General features: G+C 61.0%; 21 protein-coding genes. 18 read left to right on the plus strand and 3 right to left on the minus strand.

Going from position 1 to position 21694, the window contains the following annotated elements; genetic code table 11:
* Positions 1–171 precede the first annotated feature (171 nt).
* The 18 genes from urtA to ureG all read left to right on the plus strand — a co-directional run bounded on the left by urtA (position 172) and on the right by ureG (position 15894).
* On the plus strand, positions 172–1461 hold the full coding sequence (gene urtA, locus PL599_RS13925; protein ID WP_077981427.1) for an urea ABC transporter substrate-binding protein: 1290 nt from the start codon (positions 172–174) through the stop codon (positions 1459–1461).
* 282 nt (positions 1462–1743) lie between these two features.
* A complete protein-coding gene (gene urtB, locus PL599_RS13930) occupies positions 1744–3357 on the plus strand; it encodes an urea ABC transporter permease subunit UrtB (protein WP_173990046.1) in 1614 nt (537 codons plus the stop codon).
* A complete protein-coding gene (gene urtC / locus PL599_RS13935) occupies positions 3354–4517 on the plus strand; it encodes an urea ABC transporter permease subunit UrtC (RefSeq protein WP_142913632.1) in 1164 nt (387 codons plus the stop codon). The genes urtB and urtC overlap by 4 nt, the downstream gene beginning before the upstream one ends.
* Before the next feature lie 4 nt (positions 4518–4521).
* The gene (urtD, locus tag PL599_RS13940) at positions 4522–5283 is read left to right on the plus strand and encodes an urea ABC transporter ATP-binding protein UrtD (protein ID WP_003513917.1); all 762 of its coding nucleotides are present in this window, start codon (positions 4522–4524) and stop codon (positions 5281–5283) included.
* A 196-nt stretch (positions 5284–5479) separates the two neighbouring features.
* Positions 5480–6175, plus strand: a complete 696-nt coding sequence (gene urtE, locus PL599_RS13945; RefSeq protein WP_077981432.1) for an urea ABC transporter ATP-binding subunit UrtE — start codon at positions 5480–5482, stop codon at positions 6173–6175.
* A gap of 255 nt (positions 6176–6430) precedes the next feature.
* Complete coding sequence (locus tag PL599_RS13950; RefSeq protein ID WP_269824491.1) at positions 6431–7687, plus strand: alpha/beta hydrolase family esterase; 1257 nt, start codon at positions 6431–6433, stop codon at positions 7685–7687.
* Positions 7591–8445 (plus strand): urease accessory protein UreD, encoded by an 855-nt coding sequence (locus PL599_RS13955; protein WP_269824490.1) that lies wholly within the window; start codon positions 7591–7593, stop codon positions 8443–8445. Before PL599_RS13950 ends, PL599_RS13955 begins: the two co-directional genes overlap by 97 nt.
* A gap of 106 nt (positions 8446–8551) precedes the next feature.
* Positions 8552–8854, plus strand: coding sequence for an urease subunit gamma (locus PL599_RS13960; RefSeq protein WP_003520609.1), 303 nt, complete (start codon positions 8552–8554; stop codon positions 8852–8854).
* Between the two features lie 53 nt (positions 8855–8907).
* A complete protein-coding gene (locus PL599_RS13965; protein ID WP_063948241.1) occupies positions 8908–9213 on the plus strand; it encodes an urease subunit beta in 306 nt (101 codons plus the stop codon).
* Position 9214: 1 nt separating this feature from the next.
* Entirely contained in the window at positions 9215–9571 is a 357-nt protein-coding gene (locus tag PL599_RS13970) for a GFA family protein (protein WP_137410853.1), read from the plus strand.
* A gap of 30 nt (positions 9572–9601) precedes the next feature.
* Positions 9602–9991 (plus strand): lysozyme inhibitor LprI family protein, encoded by a 390-nt coding sequence (locus PL599_RS13975; protein ID WP_416172500.1) that lies wholly within the window; start codon positions 9602–9604, stop codon positions 9989–9991.
* Positions 9992–9995: 4 nt separating this feature from the next.
* Complete coding sequence (locus PL599_RS13980; protein WP_077981435.1) at positions 9996–10640, plus strand: Urease operon accessory protein; 645 nt, start codon at positions 9996–9998, stop codon at positions 10638–10640.
* A 4-nt stretch (positions 10641–10644) separates the two neighbouring features.
* Positions 10645–12354, plus strand: coding sequence for an urease subunit alpha (gene ureC / locus PL599_RS13985; RefSeq protein WP_006315008.1), 1710 nt, complete (start codon positions 10645–10647; stop codon positions 12352–12354).
* A gap of 11 nt (positions 12355–12365) precedes the next feature.
* Positions 12366–13031, plus strand: coding sequence for a TIGR02117 family protein (locus PL599_RS13990; RefSeq protein WP_269824488.1), 666 nt, complete (start codon positions 12366–12368; stop codon positions 13029–13031).
* 155 nt (positions 13032–13186) lie between these two features.
* The gene (locus PL599_RS13995; protein ID WP_010972294.1) at positions 13187–13723 is read left to right on the plus strand and encodes a peroxiredoxin; all 537 of its coding nucleotides are present in this window, start codon (positions 13187–13189) and stop codon (positions 13721–13723) included.
* 148 nt (positions 13724–13871) lie between these two features.
* Positions 13872–14357 (plus strand): urease accessory protein UreE, encoded by a 486-nt coding sequence (gene ureE, locus PL599_RS14000; RefSeq protein WP_269824487.1) that lies wholly within the window; start codon positions 13872–13874, stop codon positions 14355–14357.
* A 3-nt stretch (positions 14358–14360) separates the two neighbouring features.
* Positions 14361–15032, plus strand: a complete 672-nt coding sequence (locus tag PL599_RS14005; protein ID WP_269824486.1) for an urease accessory protein UreF — start codon at positions 14361–14363, stop codon at positions 15030–15032.
* Positions 15033–15282: 250 nt separating this feature from the next.
* Positions 15283–15894 (plus strand): urease accessory protein UreG, encoded by a 612-nt coding sequence (gene ureG, locus PL599_RS14010; RefSeq protein WP_006315013.1) that lies wholly within the window; start codon positions 15283–15285, stop codon positions 15892–15894.
* Positions 15895–15946: 52 nt separating this feature from the next.
* On the opposite strand, the gene PL599_RS14015 is transcribed toward ureG, so the two are convergent.
* From PL599_RS14015 to PL599_RS14025, 3 genes are all read right to left on the minus strand, one after another.
* Positions 15947–16636 (minus strand): Crp/Fnr family transcriptional regulator, encoded by a 690-nt coding sequence (locus PL599_RS14015; protein WP_137410847.1) that lies wholly within the window; start codon positions 16634–16636, stop codon positions 15947–15949.
* A gap of 453 nt (positions 16637–17089) precedes the next feature.
* Positions 17090–20410: an efflux RND transporter permease subunit gene (locus PL599_RS14020; RefSeq protein ID WP_269824485.1), complete on the minus strand. Its 3321-nt coding sequence runs from the start codon at positions 20408–20410 to the stop codon at positions 17090–17092.
* 13 nt (positions 20411–20423) lie between these two features.
* A complete protein-coding gene (locus PL599_RS14025; protein WP_269824484.1) occupies positions 20424–21617 on the minus strand; it encodes an efflux RND transporter periplasmic adaptor subunit in 1194 nt (397 codons plus the stop codon).
* Between the last annotated feature and the right edge of the window lie 77 nt (positions 21618–21694).

The raw sequence follows: 21694 nt of genomic DNA on the forward strand, positions 1-21694 counted from the left end.
AGTTCCGCCCTGGGCGCTAATCTCCCAACCCCCCACTGCAGCTTTCGCCACCCCGACTACGTCAATTGACGTATACGGTTTCGCGCTCGCGAGATCGATAGTCCCTCCCAGCAGCGGCCGCAGATGCCGCTGAGCCTCCACGAGAGGCCAACAAGGAGAGGGGTTCTTCCGATGATATTCCGCAAGACGCTTAGTGCCGCGCTGCTTGGCGCGATCCTGTCCACCACCGCCTTCCATGGCGCTTTTGCCGCAGACGACACCATCAAGGTCGGCGTGCTGCATTCGCTGTCCGGCACCATGGCGATTTCAGAGACGACGCTGAAGGACGCCATGCTGATGCTCATCGACGAGCAGAACAAGAAGGGCGGCGTTCTCGGCAAGAAACTCGAAGCCGTGGTGGTCGATCCGGCCTCCGACTGGCCGCTCTTCGCCGAAAAGGCTCGTCAGCTGATTTCGCAGGACAAGGTCGCCGCCGTTTTCGGCTGCTGGACCTCGTCGTCGCGCAAATCCGTTCTGCCGGTTTTCGAAGAGCTGAACTCCATCCTGTTCTATCCGGTTCAGTATGAGGGTGAAGAATCCTCGCGCAACATTTTCTACACGGGTGCAGCACCCAACCAGCAGGCCATTCCGGCCGTCGATTACCTCGCCAATACCGAAGGCGTCGAGCGTTGGGTTCTGGCCGGCACGGACTATGTCTATCCGCAGACCACCAACAAGATCCTGAAGGCCTACCTGATGTCGAAGGGCGTCAAGGAAGAGGACATCATGATCAACTACACGCCGTTCGGTCATTCCGACTGGCAGACGATCGTATCCGACATCAAGAAATTCGGCTCGGCCGGCAAGAAGACCGCCGTTGTCTCCACCATCAATGGTGACGCCAACGTGCCTTTCTACAAGGAACTGGCGAACCAGGGCATCAAGGCCGAGGACATTCCGGTCGTCGCCTTCTCCGTGGGTGAAGAAGAGCTTGCCGGTCTCGATACCGCGCCGCTGGTCGGCCATCTTGCCGCCTGGAACTATTTCCAGTCCGTCGATGCTCCCGTCAATGCCGAGTTCATCAAGACCTGGCATGCCTTCACCAAGAACGACAAGCGCGTGACCAACGACCCGATGGAAGCCGCCTATATCGGCTTCAACGCCTGGGTAAAGGCTGTCGAGGCCGCCGGCACCACCGATACGGACCAGGTTCTGGACAGTATCATCGGCGTCTCCGTGCCGAACCTTTCGGGCGGTTACTCCACCGTGATGCCGAACCACCACATCACCAAGCCGGTGCTGATCGGCGAAATCCAGGCCGACGGCCAGTTCGAGATCGTGCAGCAGACACCGCAGGTGGTGGGTGACGAATGGTCGGATTACCTGCCGGACTCGAAGGATCTGATTTCGGACTGGAGAAAGCCGATGTCCTGCGGCAACTTCAACGTGGCCACGGGCAAGTGCGGCGGCAAGGGTAGCTGATTAGCGGGGTTGGTGCCGCCCCTCGCAGGAGGGGCGGACTTATTTGAAAATTCAGCAAGCATTACCCCCCTCTGCCCTGCCGGGCATCTCCCCCTCAAGGGGGGAGATCAGCAAGACAAACCCCATCGCTTCACCTCAACATTTGAGATGGGCGGAACCTAGCCTCAGATCGATCTCCCCCCTTGAGGGGGAGATGCCCGGCAGGGCAGAGGGGGGTGAGCCGCATACTCAACGGCCACCAAGTTCACACGCCCCATCGCAAACCGCTCCAAGGACCCCGACATGACGATCCGATCTTTTCTCGGAGCCATCTTCCTCTGGTTCACCATGGGGATCGCAGCCCACGCCGTCGCGCAAAGCGACCCAAAGGCGCTGATCGACCAGCTCGGCACGGCTGATTTCAAGCAGGCCGAAGTGCTGATCGGGCAGCTTGCCGCAACGGGCGATGCGCGCGTCGTTCCGGCACTGGAGGCTTTTGCGGCGGGTGATCTCTATGTGCGCAAGTCCGACAATCTCGTCTTCATGACCAAGCCCGCCGGTTCCGATTTCACGCTGATCGACCCGCTGACGGGTGAAAGCGCCGGTTCGGCGCCGAAGGCGGCGGTTTCCAAGATCAGGGTCAACAATAATCTTCGCCGCGTTATCCGCGCCGCGATGGGCGGGCTGACCTTGCTCAGCCCGGAAAAATCCGTGCGGCTTTCGGCGGCTGACGCCGTCCTGAAAGCCCCGAGCGCTGAAAATCTCGAATTGCTGGAAGCGGCCATAGCAAAGGAAACCGACAGTGAGGTGCGGACCCGGATGGAGGAGGCGCGGGCTGTCTCGCTGCTCTCCTCCGACCGCCCCCTCGAAGCCAAAAAAGAAGCGATCGCCACCATCAAGGCGCTTGGCGGGCGCGATGCGATCAGCATTCTGATGGCGGCGACGCCGTCGGTCGATCCGAGCCTGAAGCCGGATGTGGACGAGGCGATTTCCAGCATCGAGAGTTCCCTTGCCTTTTGGGATTACGCCCAGAATGTCTGGTATGGCCTGTCGCTCGGCTCGGTGCTGCTGCTCGCCGCCATCGGTCTTGCCATCACCTTCGGCGTCATGGGCATCATCAACATGGCGCATGGCGAGATGGTGATGATCGGCGCTTACTCCACCTTCATGGTGCAGGAACTGATCCGCAGCCATTTCCCCGGCCTTTTCGACTGGTCGCTGGCGATTGCCCTACCAGCCGCCTTTCTCGTCACGGCCTGCGTCGGCCTCATCATGGAACGTGGCGTCATCCGCTATCTCTATGGACGACCGCTGGAAACGCTGCTTGCCACCTGGGGCATCTCGCTGATCCTGCAACAGGGTGTACGCTCCATCTTCGGCCCCACCAATCGTGAAGTCGGCAGCCCCGGCTGGATGTCCGGCTCCTTCAGCGTCGGTTATCTCAATTTCACCTGGAACCGGGTGTGGATCGTCTGCTTCTCGCTGTCGGTGTTCTTCGCGCTGCTGGTGCTTCTGAAGCGTTCCGCCTTCGGATTGCAGATGCGTGCCGTGACCCAGAACCGCCGCATGGCCTCCTCCATGGGCATCCGCACACCATGGGTGGATGCCTTTACCTTCGCGCTCGGTTCGGGCGTTGCCGGGCTCGCCGGCGTGGCGCTGTCGCAGATCGACAATGTTTCTCCCAATCTCGGCCAGAGCTACATCATCGACAGTTTCATGGTCGTGGTGTTCGGCGGTGTCGGCAATCTCTGGGGAACGCTGGTGGGCGCACTGTCGCTCGGCGTGCTCAACAAATTCTTAGAGCCGACGGTGGGCGCTGTGCTCGGCAAGATTCTCGTGCTCGTCCTCATCATCCTGTTCATCCAGAAGCGGCCGCGTGGTCTCTTCGCACTCAAGGGAAGGGCGATCGAAGCATGATTACCGGCTTCCTCCTGCGCGCGCTCGATCGCCGCATTTCCATCGCCATCGGCATTATTCTCGCCATCGCCGTTCTGGTGCCCGCCTCCAACCTGCTGTTGCCTGAAGACAGCGCGTTCCGCATCCCGACCTACATCATGTCGATGCTCGGCAAATATCTGGCCTATGCGCTGCTCGCGCTCGCGCTTGATCTGGTCTGGGGATATTGCGGCATTCTCTCGCTCGGCCACGCCGCCTTCTTCGCGCTCGGCGGTTATGCCATGGGCATGTATCTGATGCGGCAGATCGGCACGCGCGGGGTTTACGGTCATCCCGTGCTGCCTGACTTCATGGTGTTCCTCAACTGGAAGGAACTGCCCTGGTTCTGGCACGGCTTCGACATGTTCTGGTTTGCGGCGCTGATGGTGCTTGTCGTCCCGGGGCTGCTGGCATTCGTCTTCGGCTGGTTTGCCTTCCGCTCGCGCGTCAATGGCGTTTATCTCTCGATCATCACCCAGGCCATGACCTATGCGCTGCTGCTTGCCTTCTTCCGCAACGACATGGGTTTCGGCGGCAATAATGGGCTGACCGATTTCAAGGATATTCTTGGCTATTCCGTACAGGCCGATGGCACCCGTGCCGTCCTGTTTGCCATGACGGCGGTGATGCTGGCGATCTCGCTGCTGATTGCCTCGGGCATCGTCAACTCCAAATTCGGCAAGGTGCTGGTGGGCGTGCGCGACGCCGAAAGCCGGGTGCGGTTCCTCGGTTTTCGGGTGGAAAACATCAAGCTCTTCACCTTCGTCGTGTCTGCCATGATGGCGGGCATTGCCGGTGCGTTGTTCGTGCCGCAGGTGGGCATCATCAATCCCGGCGAATTTTCCCCGGCCAACTCCATCGAAGTGGTGGTTTGGACGGCGGTGGGCGGGCGCGGAACATTGATCGGGCCGATCATCGGCGCTCTGCTCGTCAATGGCGGCAAGAGCTATTTCACTGGCGCATTTCCAGAGTTCTGGCTGTTTGCGCTCGGCGGCCTCTTCATCGCTGTAACCCTGTTCTTCCCCAAGGGCATCGTCGGCACGGTGCAGCATTATCTGGCCGGACGGCGCGAAAAGCGGGCGGCGGGCGCGGCGCGTCAAGCTGGCAACGACAGCGCGGTTGCGCAACAGGCGGCGGAGTAAGCCCATGAACACGGTTTCCGAAAACAGAACCAAGAGCCTGCTTTATCTCGACGGTGTTTCCGTTTCCTTCGATGGGTTCAGGGCGCTGAACTCTCTCTCCTTCGTTGTGGAGCCGGGCGAGCTTCGCGCCATCATCGGCCCGAACGGTGCTGGCAAGACGACGATGATGGATATCATCACCGGCAAGACCCGGCCGGATACCGGCACGGTGCTGTTCGAAGACAGCATCGACCTCACCAAAAAGGACGAGGCGGATATCGCCCAGCTCGGCATAGGGCGAAAGTTCCAGAAACCGACGGTGTTCGAAAGCCATACCGTTTGGGACAATCTGGAACTGGCGCTGAACCGCAAGCGCGGCGTGTTCGCTACGCTGTTCTACCGGCTGACGGCGGAGGACAAGGCACGCATCGAGGAAATCCTCGCCACCGTGCGCCTTTCCCACCGCCGCGGCGACCTCGCCGCCAATCTCTCCCATGGGCAGAAACAGTGGCTGGAGATCGGCATGCTGCTCGCGCAGGAGCCGAAGCTGCTGTTGGTGGACGAGCCGGTGGCTGGCATGACGGACGCGGAAACCGCCGAAACCGCCGTGCTCCTGAAGGAAATCGCCAAGACCCGTTCGGTGGTCGTGGTTGAGCACGATATGGGCTTCATCCGCGAGCTTGGGGTGAAGGTGACGTGCCTTGCCGAAGGCTCGGTGCTGGCCGAAGGGTCGATCGATTTTGTGTCGAGCGATCCGAAGGTGATTGAGAATTATTTGGGGCGGTGATGGAAGCGTCTGCGTTTGCCGTACCCCCCTCTGCCCTGCCGGGCATCTCCCCCTCAAAGGGGGAGATCAGATGCCGCACCCGCCCGTTCCATGGGCAGAGTTTTCGCCGCTTGCCGATCTCCCCCCTTGAGGGGGAGATGCCCGGCAGGGCAGAGGGGGGTAGCACCGCACACCATACCGTCATTGGAGTTTCACCATGCTGACAGTCGACAACATCAACCTCCACTACGGCGCAGCCCAGGCGCTGCGCGGCGTTTCGCTGAATGCTGAAATGGGCAAGATCACCTGTGTTCTCGGCCGCAACGGTGTAGGCAAAAGCTCGCTTTTGCGCGCCGTCACCGGCCAGCATGCCATCAGTGGCGGTTCGATCAGCTTTGGCGGTGCGCCGCTGGATGGGCTGGCGCCTTACCACCGGGCCAAGCGCGGCGTCGGTTACGTGCCGCAGGGGCGGGAAATCTTTCCGCTGCTCAGCGTGCAGGAAAACCTGGAGAGCGGTTATGCGCCGCTGCCGCGTAAGGAACGGTTCATTCCGGATGATATTTTCAGCCTGTTTCCCGTGCTGCAATCCATGCTGGGAAGGCGCGGCGGCGATCTTTCCGGCGGCCAGCAGCAGCAGCTTGCCATTGGCCGGGCGCTGGTGACGCGGCCGAAGATCCTCGTTCTCGACGAGCCGACCGAGGGCATTCAGCCGTCGATCATCAAGGATATCGGCCGGGCGATCAAATATCTGCGCGATTCCACCGGCATGGCGATCCTGCTGGTCGAGCAATATCTGGATTTCTGCCGCGAGCTCGCCGATTACGTCTACATCATGGATCGCGGCGAGATCGTGCATCAGGGCCTGGCCGAGACGCTGGATACGCCCGAGGCGCGGCGTCACCTGACAGTATAAACCGAGACTAAAGATGCCGCACGCCGATCACGATGTGCAAATGGCCGATTAATATTTTGAAAGTCTATGCGTGTCTGCATGGCTTTTATGCGCAATCTTAGCATTTCGTTGAATAAAAGCCTGTGATATTGGCAGCGCAAATGCTGCATGCGGGACACAGGAAAAGTCTATTCGCACGCCGCGACAGTTGATCCCTTACATTCCACGCACGTCCGACGTATCGTCGGGAAAACCGTGCCCAATAAAGGCGTGTCAATGCATCAAGATTTTGCCATTGGCCGGACCGCCCGGCTGTTCCGCTCCGCACGCACCCTCTTTCTGGGTCTTGCCATGTGCGCGAGCGCCGGTGTCGCAGCGTCGGCATCGACCTGCGGTCAATTGCCCGGACCCGGCATGGAACCGGGCAGGCATGATTTTTCCATTCTTTCCAATGGCCAGAAACGCGACGGCGTCTATTTTGTTCCATCCGCCTATGATGGAAAAAAGCCGCTGCCCGTGGTGTTCGATTTTCATGGCTCCAACAGCAATCCGCATGGCCAGCTGAACCGCAGCGGCTGGGACAAGCTTGCCGAACGGGACGGTGTGGTGGTGGTGGCGCTGGCCGGCAGCCTGAATGGCGAATTGCCCGGCACCCATGCCTGGAATGTTCCCGGCGTCACCAAGCGCCCGGGCGGGCTGGACGACGTCGGTTTCATCCGCGATGCCATCACCATGGTGAAGGGCAGGTTCTGCGTGGATGAGGAGCGTTTTTACGGTTCCGGTTATTCCGGCGGCGGGCGCATGCTGTCGCAATTCATCTGCAATGGCGGCGCGGATTTCACCGCTGCCGGTTTCGTCGCCTCGCTGCGTGCGGGTTATCCGCTGGAGACCGAAGGCAAATGGGGACCGGATGCGGCAAGCTGCAAACCGGCGCGGCCGATGTCGATCATCGCCTTTGCCGGGCTGAAAGACCCCGCCAATCCCTATCAGGGCGGCGGCAAGTCCTATTGGCAATATGGCGGCGAGACGGCGCTGAAGCGCTGGGCCGAAATGGACGGCTGCAAAGGCGCCGCCAAAAGCAAGGTGGGCGAGAGCTTCACCGTCAATTCCTATGATGTCTGCAAGGCCGGTGCGCGCATTCAGTCCTATGTCATCGAGAACTGGGACCATGCCTGGCCGCGCGCCACGATGAAGGCGGAAGTGCTGGCCGCGAGCGCTGTCGTCACCCGCAAGCCGGGCGGCGAACAGACGCCGAAGGCGGAACCGGCCGTGGAGCGCAAGATGCCCACAGGCGAAGTGACGCGCACGGTTGATGCGGCCGAAAGAATGTGGGATTTCTTCCGCAATACGGAAGGACAGCTGGTGGTGGACGCCGTCGTCAAGAAGGATTGCGGCGCAAAAGCCTCGTCCGCTTCCGCAAGTGCTTCGGAGACCGCGTGCAGCAGCAACAGCAAGTCATCGTCCCTTCCGGTTGTGAAGACGCTCAACAGCCTGTCCGGCAGCAACGCGCCCGTGGCAGAGGACGCATTGTAACCAAGGCCGTTGAAGGGCGCAGCCGGCTGGACGAATTGTTTCAGGAAGGCTGCGCCAAGATCCGCCTGCCGGACACTTTTTCGAACGAAGCCGAGGCCATTCTCATCAATTCCTCCGGCGGGCTCACCGGCGGAGACGAGATCGAATGGCAGGCGGTCGCCGGTGCCGGCACCTCGCTTGTCGTGACAACGCAGGCCTGTGAGAAAGTCTACAAGGCATCATCAGGCACAGCCACGGTTACCGCCCGCATTTCTGCCGGGCCGGGCGCGAAACTGCACTGGCTGCCGCAGGAAACCATTCTCTTCGACCGGGCATCGCTCACCCGTCGGCTCGAGGCCGATCTCGACCAATCCTCCGAATTCATCGCCGTCGAAGCCGTGTTGCTCGGTCGCCAGGCCATGGGCGAGGCGATGACGCATGGGCTTTTTCGTGACCGCTGGCGCATTCGCCACGGGGGCACGCTTGTGCATGCCGAAGAGCTTCTGCTTTCGGGCGAGGTGGCGGCGCTGACGGCGAAACCGGCGGTTCTCGCCGGCCAGGTGGCCTTTGCCACGCTGCTTTACATCGGGCCTCTCTCCGAGGCGCTTCTGCCTAAAATCCGGGCTATTGCCGGGGAAAGCGGCGGCGCCAGCCAATGGCAGGGCAAGCTTGTGGTACGGGTTGCCGCCGCAGACGGTTTCTCCTTGAGAAAATTGCTTTTCCCGATCATTTCGCTCTTGCGAAACGGCGCGCCAGTGCCGAAAGTCTGGAATCTGTAAACCCTTCGGATCGCTTCGTATCAGGCGTCCCTCGGGGTCTGTCAACACGTCGGATCTGCTTGCCGCAACCATGCTGGCGGAACAGATTCCAAGCTGCGGGACCACGATGAACCTTAGCCCAAGAGAAAAAGACAAGCTGCTGATTTCCATGGCCGCCATGGTGGCGCGCCGCCGGCTGGAACGCGGCGTGAAGCTGAACTATCCCGAAGCGATTGCGCTGATTACCGATTTCGTGGTCGAGGGCGCCCGCGATGGCCGCGCCGTGGCCGAGCTGATGGAGGCGGGCGCGCATGTCATTTCCCGCGATCAGGTGATGGATGGTATCGCCGAGATGATCCATGATGTGCAGGTGGAAGCGACCTTTCCCGATGGCACCAAGCTGGTGACCGTTCACGAACCGATTAGGTGAGGGGCAAAGGCTGCATGGCGGCCAACGCTGCCTGAGATAAAAGGGGAAATTCCATGAAACCAGGCGAAATCATTGCCGCAGAGGGCACCATCGAACTCAATGCTGGCCAGCCGACCGTGACGATTGAAGTGGCCAATTCGGGTGACCGGCCTGTGCAGGTGGGCAGTCATTACCATTTTTTCGAGACCAATGCGGGTCTCCTGTTCGACCGCGACAAGGCGCGCGGCATGCGCCTCGATATTCCGGCCGGCACGGCGGTACGTTTCGAGCCCGGCCAGAAACGGGAAGTGACGCTGGTGCCGCTGTCCGGCAAGCGCGAGGTTTATGGTTTCCGTCAACAGGTCATGGGGAGGTTATGAAATGGCGACGGCGCATTATCATGGAAGCTGCCAGTGCGGCGATGTGAGCTTCGAGGTCGATGCCGATCTCGACCATACCGTCGTCTGCAATTGTTCGCGCTGCAAGCGCCTGGGTTCCACGCTCGCTTTTGCGCCGCGTGAGAAATTCACGCTGCTTTCCGGCGAGGACAAGCTCAGCGAATATCTCTTCAACAAACACAAGATCCATCATCTTTTCTGCTCCACCTGCGGCATCGAGAGCTTTGCTTATGCCGATGGGCCGGATGGAACGCCGATGGTGGCGGTCAATGCCAATTGTCTCGACGGTGTCGACCCCCGGGCGCTGAAGTCGCAGGCTTTTGACGGCGCGGCGGCCTGAGCGATGGCGATCAGCAAAAACAGCCTCGCCATGGCCGCCGTCTTCTGCGTGACTGCAGGCATCTCTGGGCCGGCAACCGCACAGGAGCCAAACTGCAAGGAACCACAGACGCAGGCGGATATGACGATTTGCGCTGGAAAGGATTATGAGAAGGCCGACAAGCAGCTCAATGTCGAATATCAGAAGCTGCGCAAGCTGCTAACCGAACGTGACAAAGCGGCGGATGCGGATGGCAAGGGTGCGGCCGATGCTCTGGTCACTGCCCAGCGCGCCTGGGTGGCGTTTCGCGATGCGAATTGCGCGCTATCAGGCTTTCAGGCGCGGGGCGGCTCGATGGAGCCGATGCTGATTTCTTCCTGCCTGGCCGAGATGAGCACTAAGCGTGCCGATGATCTGCGCCAGCTGTCGGAAGGCTTCTGAACGCATGGGGCGGCAGATCACGATTGTTGGAAATGGGGAGTTGCCGCCCGGCGCCGCCCGGCTCATCGACCGTTCGGATATCGTCATCCGTTTCAACGACTGCCGCTCCCTCGGGCTTGGCGGCACGCGCACCGATGTCGTGGCCGTCTGCAATACCGGGCGGCCGGGTCGCGAGATGAGCGAAGGGACCGAATGGCGCGAAAGCGACGGTGTGCGACAGGCGGCTGCCATCTGGTCGGTGCGTGATCCCGCAAAATTTGCAGAAATGGAACCTGATATCCGGGTGCGCTGGCCGGAACTCACCGATTTCTGCGCCGATTACACAGCTGCCTTTGCGGCAATCGCGCGGGCGGGCGGCAAGAGCCATGTTGTTATCCATCGGGGCGTTCACGAACGGCTCGATGTCGCGCTCGAAGCCTATGCGCCCGCGCCCTATGTCTGCCCCAGCACCGGCCTTTTCGCCATCGCCCATGTTCTTGAGAATGTTAGCGATGAGGATGACGAGGTGGCGATTGCCGGCTTCGGCCATCAGGGCTGGAGCGGACATCCATTTACCGCCGAACAACAGCTGGTCGAAGCCCTCGCGGGCGAGGGCCGGCTCAAACGAATTTCTCCCACATCGATTTTCTCCGCGTCCGAAGGAGCCTGAACCCATGCCTTACAAGATTTCCCGCGCCGCTTATGCCGGTATGTTTGGCCCGACCGTTGGCGACAAGGTGCGTCTTGCCGATACCGAACTCTTCATCGAGATCGAGAAGGACCACACGACCTATGGCGAGGAAGTGAAATTTGGCGGCGGCAAGGTCATTCGCGACGGCATGGGCCAGAGCCAGGCGACGCGGGCCGAAGGCGCCGTCGATACCGTCATCACCAATGCCGTCATCGTTGACCATAGCGGCATCTACAAGGCGGATGTGGGCCTGAAGAACGGCCGCATTCATGCCATCGGCAAGGCGGGCAATCCGGATACGCAGCCGGGTGTCACGATCATCGTCGGCCCTTCGACGGAAGCAATTGCCGGCGAAGGCAAGATCCTGACGGCAGGCGGCATGGACGCGCATATCCACTACATCTGCCCGCAGCAGATCGAAGAAGCGCTGATGAGTGGCGTGACCTGCATGCTCGGTGGCGGTTCCGGCCCGGCGCATGGCACGCTTGCCACCACCTGCACCGGCGCGTGGCACATTGAGCGGATGATCGAAAGCTTCGATGCATTCCCCATGAACCTCGCGCTGGCCGGCAAGGGCAATGCCTCGCTGCCAGCGCCGCTGGAGGAGATGATCCTTGCCGGCGCATCGTCCCTGAAGCTGCATGAAGACTGGGGCACGACGCCTGCCGCCATCGACAATTGCCTGACGGTGGCCGACGAATACGACGTGCAGGTGATGATCCACACCGACACGCTGAACGAGAGCGGCTTCGTAGAAGACACCGTTGCCGCGATCAGGGGCCGCACCATCCATGCCTTCCACACCGAAGGGGCGGGCGGCGGCCATGCTCCTGATATCATCAAGGTCTGCGGCAACCCGAACGTCATTCCGTCCTCCACCAACCCGACGCGGCCCTATACCGTCAATACGCTGGCGGAACATCTCGACATGCTGATGGTGTGCCACCATCTTTCCCCGTCCATCCCTGAGGATATCGCCTTTGCCGAAAGCCGCATCCGCAAGGAAACCATTGCGGCGGAGGATATCCTCCACGATATCGGCGCGTTTTCGATCATTTCCTCCGACAGCCAAGCCATGGGCCGTGTCGGCGAAGTGGCGATCCGCACCTGGCAGACCGCCGACAAGATGAAGCGCCAGCGCGGTCGCCTGAAGGAAGAGACCGGCGAAAACGACAATTTCCGGGTGCGCCGTTACATCGCCAAATATACCATCAACCCGGCCATCGCCCAGGGTGTAAGCCACGAGATCGGCTCCGTCGAAGTCGGCAAGCGCGCCGATCTGGTGTTGTGGAATCCGGCGTTTTTCGGCGTGAAGCCGGAAATGGTGTTGCTCGGCGGTTCCATCGCCGCGGCACCGATGGGCGATCCGAACGCCTCCATTCCCACACCGCAGCCGATGCATTACCGGCCGATGTTTGCGGCCTACGGTAAGCTGCGCACCAATTCCTCGGTCACTTTCGTGTCGCAGGCCTCGCTCGACGGTGGCCTTGCCCAGCGGCTCGGGGTCGCCAAGAAGCTTTTGGCGGTTAAGAACGTGCGTGGCGGTATCTCGAAAGCGTCGATGATCCACAATTCGCTGACGCCGCATATCGAGGTCGATCCCGAGACCTATGAGGTGCGGGCGGATGGCGAGTTGCTGACCTGCGAACCGGCGACGGTGCTGCCGATGGCGCAGCGTTATTTCCTGTTTTAACGGACGTTGCGTTGCGGACTGTTCTCAGATGGATCGGCGGCGGCTTGCTGCTGGTCGTCCTGCTTTTCGTGCTCGGCACCGTGGTGCCGCGTCCCTTTTTCGCGGATGATGTAAACGGTGGGAAAGATCGCGAAATCCTGCTGTTGTCCAACCCGATCCACACGGACATTGCCCTGCCTATCGATGACGATCTGCGGCGGGTTTTTGCCGAGTTGCAGGAGGGCGGCATTGCGGTCAATCATCCGGCGGCCGCCTATCTGGTGTTCGGCTGGGGCGGCCGCTCGTTTTACATCCAAACGCCCACCTGGGCCGATCTGAAGCCGATGCCGGTGCTGCGCTCCTTTACGCTGGACAGCGCCGTCATGCATGTGGATGTGACAGGCGATTTTCCCGCCAGTCTCGCCGGCGTGAAACGGCTTCGCATTTCCGAAGCGGGCTATCAGCGCCTTGTCGCGGGCATCAGGGCAAGTTTTGCCGGAAACGACAACGGTGTCAGGCCGGTTGCCAGTGCCGGCTACGGCCTGACGGACGCGTTTTTCGAGGCGAATGGCTGGTTCAATGCGCTCGCCGGATGCAACACATGGTCAGCCGCGATGTTGCGGGACGCGGGCATTCAAACCGGCTGGTGGACGCCCTTGCCGCCGCTGTTGCGCTGGTCGATAGATATGCACAATTGATCCCAAATTCCGTGCGGCCATTTCGCGTATTTGGCGGCTGAAATCCTTTTTTTATGCTGCACCGCAGCGCGTCATGCGCTATGGAAACTGCTAAACAAGTCCGCGCGGATCGATCCCAAGCGATCCATGTAAAACGCCAGAACAGGAGACAAGACATGCTCGGCAAAAAAGTGCCCGCCGTAACCTTCCGCACGCGCGTTCGTGATGAAGCCGTTGGCGGACCGAACCCTTTCCGTTGGCAGGACATGACCTCCGACGATTATTTCAAGGGCAAGAAGGTCGTGCTGTTTTCGCTGCCCGGCGCCTTTACGCCGACCTGCTCGACCTACCAGCTTCCGGATTTCGAAAAGCTGGCGGGTGAATTCCGCGCGCTGGGCGTCGACGAAATCTATTGCCTGTCGGTCAACGATGCCTTTGTCATGAATGCCTGGGCCAAGGGCCAGAACCTCGAAAACGTCAAGGTCATTCCTGACGGTTCGGGCGAGTTCACCCGCAAGATGGGCATGCTGGTCGCCAAGGACAATCTCGGTTTCGGCATGCGCTCCTGGCGTTACGCCGCCGTCATCAATGACGGTCTGGTGGAGCAGTGGTTCGAGGAAGAGGGTTATTCCGACAATTGCGAATCCGACCCTTACGGCGTTTCTTCGCCGCAGAATATTCTCGAAAACCTGAAAAGCCGCGCTGCGGCCTGATTTCGGTTTTGTTATTTCGGGGAGGCCCGGCAGCGATGCCGGGCCTTTCGTTGTCCGGGGTGCCTCTTGCTGAAATCGCTTCTTGAAATCCCTCCGCCTATCCGTCAAAAATCAGCCTCCCAAGACTGTTTCTGAAACGGATCATCCCATGCTGCGCGTCACCTCCTATCATCCGGCCGGAACTCCTGCCGACGAAGCTTCCGGCTATGTCACCCTGGCGCATGACCAACGGCATCTGCGCCGCAAGCTGCTGCACTTGCAGAACGACGAGATGGTGATGCTGGATCTCAAGGAGCCCGTGCTGTTTGCCCATGGCGATCTTCTGGTGGTGGAAAACGGCGACCTGATCGAGGTCCGTGCGGCGGATGAAAAGCTGTTCGAAATCAAAGCGAAGGATCGTCTTCACCTGATCGAGCTTGCCTGGCATCTGGGCAACCGGCATCTTTCGGCGCAGATCGAGGAAGAGCGAATTCTCATCCTGCGCGACCACGTCATTCGTGCCATGCTGGAAGGTCTGGGCGCTACCGTGCGGGAGGTCGAAGAACCGTTCCAGCCGGCACGCGGCGCTTACCACGCTCATGGCGGTCATTCCCATGGCCATGATCATGGCCACCACCATCACGATCACGGCTGAGCCGTGAGCGCGGAAAGCGGCGTCGCCGCGCTGCTGCGGTTGATGGCCTGGATGTCGCCGGCTTTTCCCGTCGGTGGTTTTTCCTATTCCGGCGGGCTTGAAAAGGCGGTGGAAGATCGGCGCGTCGGCGATGCGGCGGCCCTGCGCGACTGGCTCGAAACGCTGCTGAGCCACGGTAGCCTGTGGAACGATGCGGTGTTTCTGGCGCATGCCTGGCGAAGCTCGCAGGATGCCGCGGCGCTCAGCGAAATGGCTGATCTCGGCCGTGCGCTGGCCGGCTCGGCGGAGCGTTATCGTGAGACCGTGCTTCTGGGCGATGCTTTCGTTGCCGCTGCCGGCGCATGGCCGCACGCGGTTCTGGAGCTGTTGCCGAAGGAGGCTCCTTATCCCGTCGCCATAGGCGCTATTGCTTCCGGCCATGGAGTACCGCTGCGCGAGACGCTTGCGGCCTTTCTGCATGCCGGCGTCTCGCAGATCGTTTCGGCCGGCATCCGCCTTGGCGTCGCGGGGCAAAAGGATGGTGTCGCCATTCTGGCCGCAAGCGAGGCGATGATCGCGGACGTTGCGGCACGGGCCGCATTATCCACGCTCGACGATCTCGGCAGCGCCACTGTTATCGCCGATACGGCGGCGATGCGGCACGAAACACAGGGTACGCGGCTTTTCCGGTCGTGAAAGCGACGGCAATCGATGGGGCGAGCGCATGCCACTTGTTTCTTCTCCCCGCCGGGGAGAAGGTCGCGGCAGCGGGATGAGGGGGCAAGGGTAGAGATATACCGAGAGCTAGCCCCCTCATCCGACCCTTCGGGCCACCTTCTCCCCGGCGGGGAGAAGAAACAAGTGGCACGATCCTTGCGTATATTTGAGCTGAAATTTGAGTGGTTGTCGTAAAATTGGACCACAGCATGATGAAGGGAACAGAGTGATGAAATCGGGTAATGGGCCTCTGCGCGTCGGCATTGGTGGGCCGGTGGGTTCCGGCAAGACGGCGCTGACGGAGAAGCTCTGCAAGGCGATGAGCGGGGATTATTCCGTCGCCGTCGTCACCAATGATATCTATACCAAGGAGGATGCCGAGGCGCTGGTGCGCATGCAGGCGCTGCCATCAGAGCGTATCGTCGGGGTGGAGACGGGCGGTTGCCCGCATACCGCCATTCGTGAGGACGCCACGATCAATCTGCAGGCGATTGCCGGGCTCAATGCGCGGTTTCCCGATCTCGATGTGGTCTTCATCGAATCCGGCGGCGACAACCTCGCCGCGACCTTTTCGCCCGATCTTGCCGATATCACCATCTATGTCATTTCCGTCTGCCAGGGCGAGGAAATTCCGCGCAAGGGCGGGCCGGGCATCACCCGCTCGGACCTGCTGGTCATCAACAAGAAGGACCTTGCGCCCTATGTCGGCGCCGATCTGACCGTCATGGACAGCGATGCGACCCGCATGCGCAACGCCATGCCCTTCGTCTTTACCGACATGAAGCGCGGCGATGGCGTGGATCGCATCGTTGGTTTCCTGAAAGAGCAGGGCGGTTTGTAAGAGAAGGGCGGAATGCCCTGAGGCATCCCGCCCTCCATCCTCTCCCCGTATGTCAGATTTGCTTCAATGCGGCCACGTCGTTGACCTGCACGATGCGGCCGCGCACGGTGACACCAGCCTTTTTCAGGGTGGAAAAGGCGCGTGACAGCGCTTCCGGCGCGAGGCCGAGCTTGCCGGCGAGCAGGCTTTTCTGGAACGGCAGCCGCAGCGAAAAGGACGTGGCGTCGCGCGGGCCCTGATTGATGAGGTAATGGGCGACCCGCTGCGGCGCGGTTTGCAGCCGGTCGTTGGCGATGCAATCCATGGTGCCGAGCAGGCTGTTGGACAAGCAGCGCATGACGGCCTTGGCGATGGCCGGCTCCTGATCGATCAGGGTTCGGATTCTTGCCAGCTCGAAACGCGCCACGGTGCAGTTTTCCGCCGCCTGCGCGCTGTAACGATAGGTATCGCTGCCGAAGATCAGGCACTCGTTGAAGGTATCGCCGGGGCCGCTGACACGCACATCCGCCTCGCGTCCGTGCCGGTCCAGCCGGTAAAGCCTGATATAACCCGAGAGCACGCAGTAAAAATGCTGCGCCGCTTCACCTTCCTTGAAGAGGACGTGGCGGGCGTTGACATTGGTGATGGTCGCCGCCTCCATCAGCTTCAGCGCCGCCGCATCATCCGCTATCCCGATCAAGGGTGCGCGCAGCAGAATGTTCCTGTCCCTGTTGCTCAGCTTCACGGTCTTGTTCACGTCCATCCGGCTCCCGCTTAAACCTTTTGCCGGGCTGTCCGAAGCGATACGAAACCGGGGAAGTTCCTTCTCCCTCACGCCTATCTGCAAAGAACCCATAGCATTAATCCTCAACCGGCAATTCCCGATGCGAGGGAGACTAGCAGTTCATCTGGAAAGCGAATTGATTTCGATCAAACGGGTTTGGCAATGCGGCCGAGCCGTTGAAGATCAGGGCGGCAGGGGAAAATGGAGTGAGTAGGTGCGGCATATTTCTTCTCCCCGAGGGGGAGAAGTCCGCGGCAGCGGGATGAGGGGGCGAGGGTAGAGAGATTCGGCAAAGTTGCCCCCTCATCCGACCCTTCGGGCCACCTTCTCCCCGGCGGGGAGAAGAAATATGCCGCGATGTCGTGCTTTACCACAGAGACGAAAAAACGCCGGGTACAAGCCCCGGCGTTTCAATCTTCGTATTTGCAACTTTCACTCCGCAGCGAGCGGCGGCAGTCGCAATATATTGCTGCCCTTTTCGCCTGCCTTTTCGCCGGTGCCCTTTTCCATGTTGGCGACCCGGGCCTCCAGCGAGGAGAGGGCGAGGCTGTTTTCGTGGGCGATCTCCGAGAGTTTCTCGTTGGAGAGGGCTTCCTCCTCCACTTCCTTCTTGCCGACGAAGCGGCCGAAGAGGTGGGCGAGCAGGCGCGAGAGGTCGTCCATGATCAGGAAGAAGGCCGGCACCACGATCAGCGACAGTACGGTGGATACGATGATGCCGCCGATCACCGCAATCGCCATCGGCGCGCGGAACGAACCGCCTTCGCCGACGCCGAGGGCGGAGGGCAACATTCCCGCCGACATGGCGATGGAGGTCATGATGATCGGGCGGGCGCGCTTACGGCCGGCCTCCACCATGGCATGCACCCGTTCCATGCCGTGACGGCGCATTTCGATGGCGAAATCCACCAGCAGAATGGCGTTTTTCGTCACGATGCCCATCAGCATCAGGATGCCGATGAGAACCGGCATGGAGAGCGCGTTCTGCGTGATGATGAGCGCCACTGCCACGCCGCCGATGGCGAGCGGCAGCGAGAACAGGATGGTGAAGGGCTGGATGACATCCTTGAAGAGCAGGATGAGCACGACCAGCACCAGCATCAGGCCGAGCAGCATGGCATTGACGAAGCCCTGCTGCATTTCGCCCTGCACCTTGGCGTCGCCGCTTTCGGCAAGGCGAACGCTCGCCGGCAGTTCGGTTTCCGACACGATGCGCTTGAATTCGGCCGTCGACGTATCGAGCGCCGTGCCGAAGGGAACGTCGGAGCCGATGGAGACGACGCGGTTGCGGTCGTTGCGCTTGATCGAGCTTGGACCTTCCGAATAATCGATATCGGCAACGCTATAGAGCGGCACCAGCGATCCGGAGGCGGTCTTGATCTTCAGCGCGCGGATGGTGGCGAGGTCGCGGCGGGTGTCGAGCGACGCCTGCACGCGGATCGGAATCTGCCGGTCATCCAGCGAAATCTTCGTCAGTTGCGCATCGGTATCGCCGATGGTGGCGACACGCACGGTCTGCGAAATCTGCTGCGGCGTGATGCCAAGGCGGGCGATTTCATCCTTGCGCGGGCGGATTTGCAGTTCCGGCCGGGGCAGGGCGCCTTCCGAGCTGACATTGGCAAGGATCGGCGAGGCCCGCAGGCGGCTTTCTAGAATACCGACGGCGTCGTTCAGGTCCTTCTCGTTTGAGGAGAGGAAGTTGAAGGAGAGCTCGCGTTCCGCACGGTCGTTGAGCTTGATGATGCGCACATCGGGAATGCCGCGCACCTGCGCGAAAATATCCTGCTCCACATCCCATTGCGGACGTGTGCGGCCCTTCTCTTCCACCTTCGGCAGATATTGACCGATGAGCGGAAGGGAGCCGAGGCCTTTGTTGACAAGGGTTTTCAGCAGCGAATGGTCGATATGCTGCAGGATGACGTTGACGGTGGCGCGGCGCAGTTCCAGGTCCCCCTTGGGCGAAGCGCCGCCGAGGATGAAGACGCTTTCCACGCCATCGATGTCGCGGATGGCGTGATAAATCTGCGTTGTCGTGCGGTCGGTTTCGTCGAGCGTCGCATTGGGCGGCAGTTCCACCGAAAGCGTCACGCGCGAGGCGTCGTCCGGCGGCAGGAAGCTCCCCGGAACGCCAGCGAGCAGAATGACGGAAGCGACGAGGAAGCCGATGGCGCCGAGCAGCGTCAGATATCGCGCCCACCACTTGCGGGTGGTGGCGGTGACCATGCGCGTATAGGCCTTCATCAGCCGGCTATCATTGTCGTGGTGATCGTCCATCGCATCTTCGGCACGCATCAGATACGCCGCCATCAACGGTGTGATGAGGCGGGCAACGGCGAGCGAGAAGAACACCGAGAAGGCGACGGTGAGGCCGAACTGGATGAAGTACTGGCCCGGAATGCCCGGCATGAACGAGACGGGCACGAAGACGGCGATGATGGTGAAGCTGGTGGCGATGACGGCGAGGCCGATTTCATCCGCCGCTTCCAGCGCTGCCCGATAGGGCGTCTTGCCCATCTTGATATGGCGGGCGATGTTCTCGATTTCCACGATGGCGTCGTCGACGAGAATACCCGTGGCGAGGGTCAAGGCCAGGAAGCTGACGAGGTTGAGCGAGAAGCCCATGATATCCATGATCCAGAAGGTCGGGATCGCGGAAAGCGGCAGCGCCACGGCGGCAATCAGCGTTGCACGCCAGTTGCGCAGGAAGAGCAGGACGACGATAACGGCGAGGATAGCGCCTTCGATCAGCGTATGCAGCGCCGCCTCGTAATTGCCATAGGTGAAATAGACGGCGTCATCGACCATTTCGATCGAGACGTCGGGATGATCCTTGCGCACCTGATCGAGGCTTGCCGCCACGGTTTCGGCGACCGAGACCTCGCTCGCGCCCTTGGAGCGGAACACCGCGAAGGTGACGGCGGGATTGCCGTTGAAGCGCGAGAAGGATTTCTGCTCCTCATAGGTGTCGGTGACCGTGCCGAGTTCGGAGAGCTTGACGAAACGACCGTTGGACAGCGCTATCGTGGTATTGGCAAGCTGGCTCACGTCGCGCGTATCGCCGAGCGTGCGGATGGTCTGTTCGTTGCCGCCAACCTGGCCTCGGCCCGAGCCGAGATCGACGTTCGTGCCGCGCAGCTGGCTGTTCACCTCGGTGGCGGTAATGCCATAGGCATCGAGCTTTTCGGGGTTCAGCGAAACGCGCACTTCGCGGTCAGCGCCGCCATAACGGTCCACCTTGCCGATGCCCGACTGGCCCTGGAGCGAACGCTTGATCGTGTCATCCACGAACCAGGACAGTTCTTCCAGCGTCATGTTGGGCGAGGAGACGGCGAAGGTCTGGATCGCCTGACCCTCGACGTCGATCTTGCTGACAATCGGTTCCTCGATATCGGCGGGAAGATCGCTGCGGATCTTGTCGATGGCGTCCTTCGTATCCTGAACCGCTTCTTCCGTCGGCTTTTCGATGCGGAAGACGACCGTGGTGGTGGACTGGCCATCGACCACGGTGGACTGGATTTCGTCGACGCCGCTGATGGCGGCGACGGCGTCCTCGATCTCCTTCGTCACCTGCATTTCGAGCTCGGACGGCGAAGCGCCGCTCTGGGTGACGGTGACGGCCACGACGGGAACGTCGATGTTCGGAAAACGGGTGATGGGCAGGGTGTTGAACGCCTGCATGCCGAGGATCATCAAAAGCGCGAAGCCGAGCAGCGGCGCAATCGGGTTACGGATTGACCATGCGGAAAAGTTCATCTCATTCCCTCAGTCAGTTGGACGCAGCCGTCTGGGCTTCCACCGGTCTGATCCGGTCCCCATCACGCACGAATGCCCCAGCTTTCTCGACAACCTTGTCTCCAGCGGCAAGACCGCTGACAATCTCGATAAAACCGCCGTCTTCGATGCCGGTCTCGATCTTTACCTGTTTGACGACGTCGCCTTCCACCTTGCGGGTGGTTGAACCTTCACGCCCGGAGGTGACGGCCGACAGCGGCAAGGCGAGCGCATTCGTCTCCTCGACGATGATCGCCGCGCTGGCATACATGCCGGATCGCGCCGGGCTACCTTCGGGCAACACCACATGCACGGAACCGAGGCGCGTGGTCGGATCGACGGTGGGCGACACGAGGCGCACCTTGCCCTCTATTTTCTCAGCTCCGCCGGCAACCGTCAAATAGGCTTTCTGGCCGGGTTTCACCTTGAGGATATCCGTCTCGGACAGATCGGCGACAAGTTCGATCGCGCCATCCTTGATGACGGTAAACAGCGGATCACCGGCGCCGCTGGCAATCGCGCCGACCTTGGCATTCTTGGCCGAAACAATACCGGCGACCGGGGTTTTCACGCCGGTGCGCGTCAATTTCAGGTCGATATCGGCAATCTGCGCATCCACAACCTTGATATCGGCTTCGCCGGCGGAAACGGCCTGGCGGGCGGCGTTCAGCTTGGCGGCGGCGACTTCCGCCTGCGCCTGCGTCTGCTCAACCTGCGAGACGGATCCGGAACCGCTCTGGCCGAGCTTTGCGGCGCGGTCACGCTGGCGGTTCGCGTCGTTGGCGCTCGCCTCCGCTTCCAGAACCTGTGCCTTGGCCTGCGCAACAGCGGCCTGTGCCTTGGCCTTATTGGCCTCAAGCTGGCTTTTCTGAAGGATCAGACTGTCCGATGAAAGGACCGCGAGAACCGCCTTCGCTTCCACCCGGTCGCCGATATCGGCGTTCAGCGTGTCGATCGACAGACCGTCGACCAGCGGCTGGACGTAAATCTCGTCCACGGGGCGGATCGTGCCGGTGGCAATGATGCGGTCCACGAGATCGCGTTTTGCCGCATGCGCGACGATGATCGATGGCAGGTTCTGCTGTTTGGCCGGCGCCTGCGTCTCTCCCTCGGCGGCTGCTGAGAGGGGAAGCGCCGTTGCCGAAAGAAGAAGGAATACAAACCGGTTAAACGTGACTTTATGCTGCATGTGTCTTGGCTCGCGCAATATCCGATCGCATGTCCTGCAGCCCAAGGCGTGTCTTAAAAGGTCATGCGATAGCGAAT

The organism is Agrobacterium sp. ST15.16.055 (genome assembly GCF_027956555.1).
In the GTDB taxonomy this organism is placed as follows: domain Bacteria; phylum Pseudomonadota; class Alphaproteobacteria; order Rhizobiales; family Rhizobiaceae; genus Agrobacterium; species Agrobacterium salinitolerans.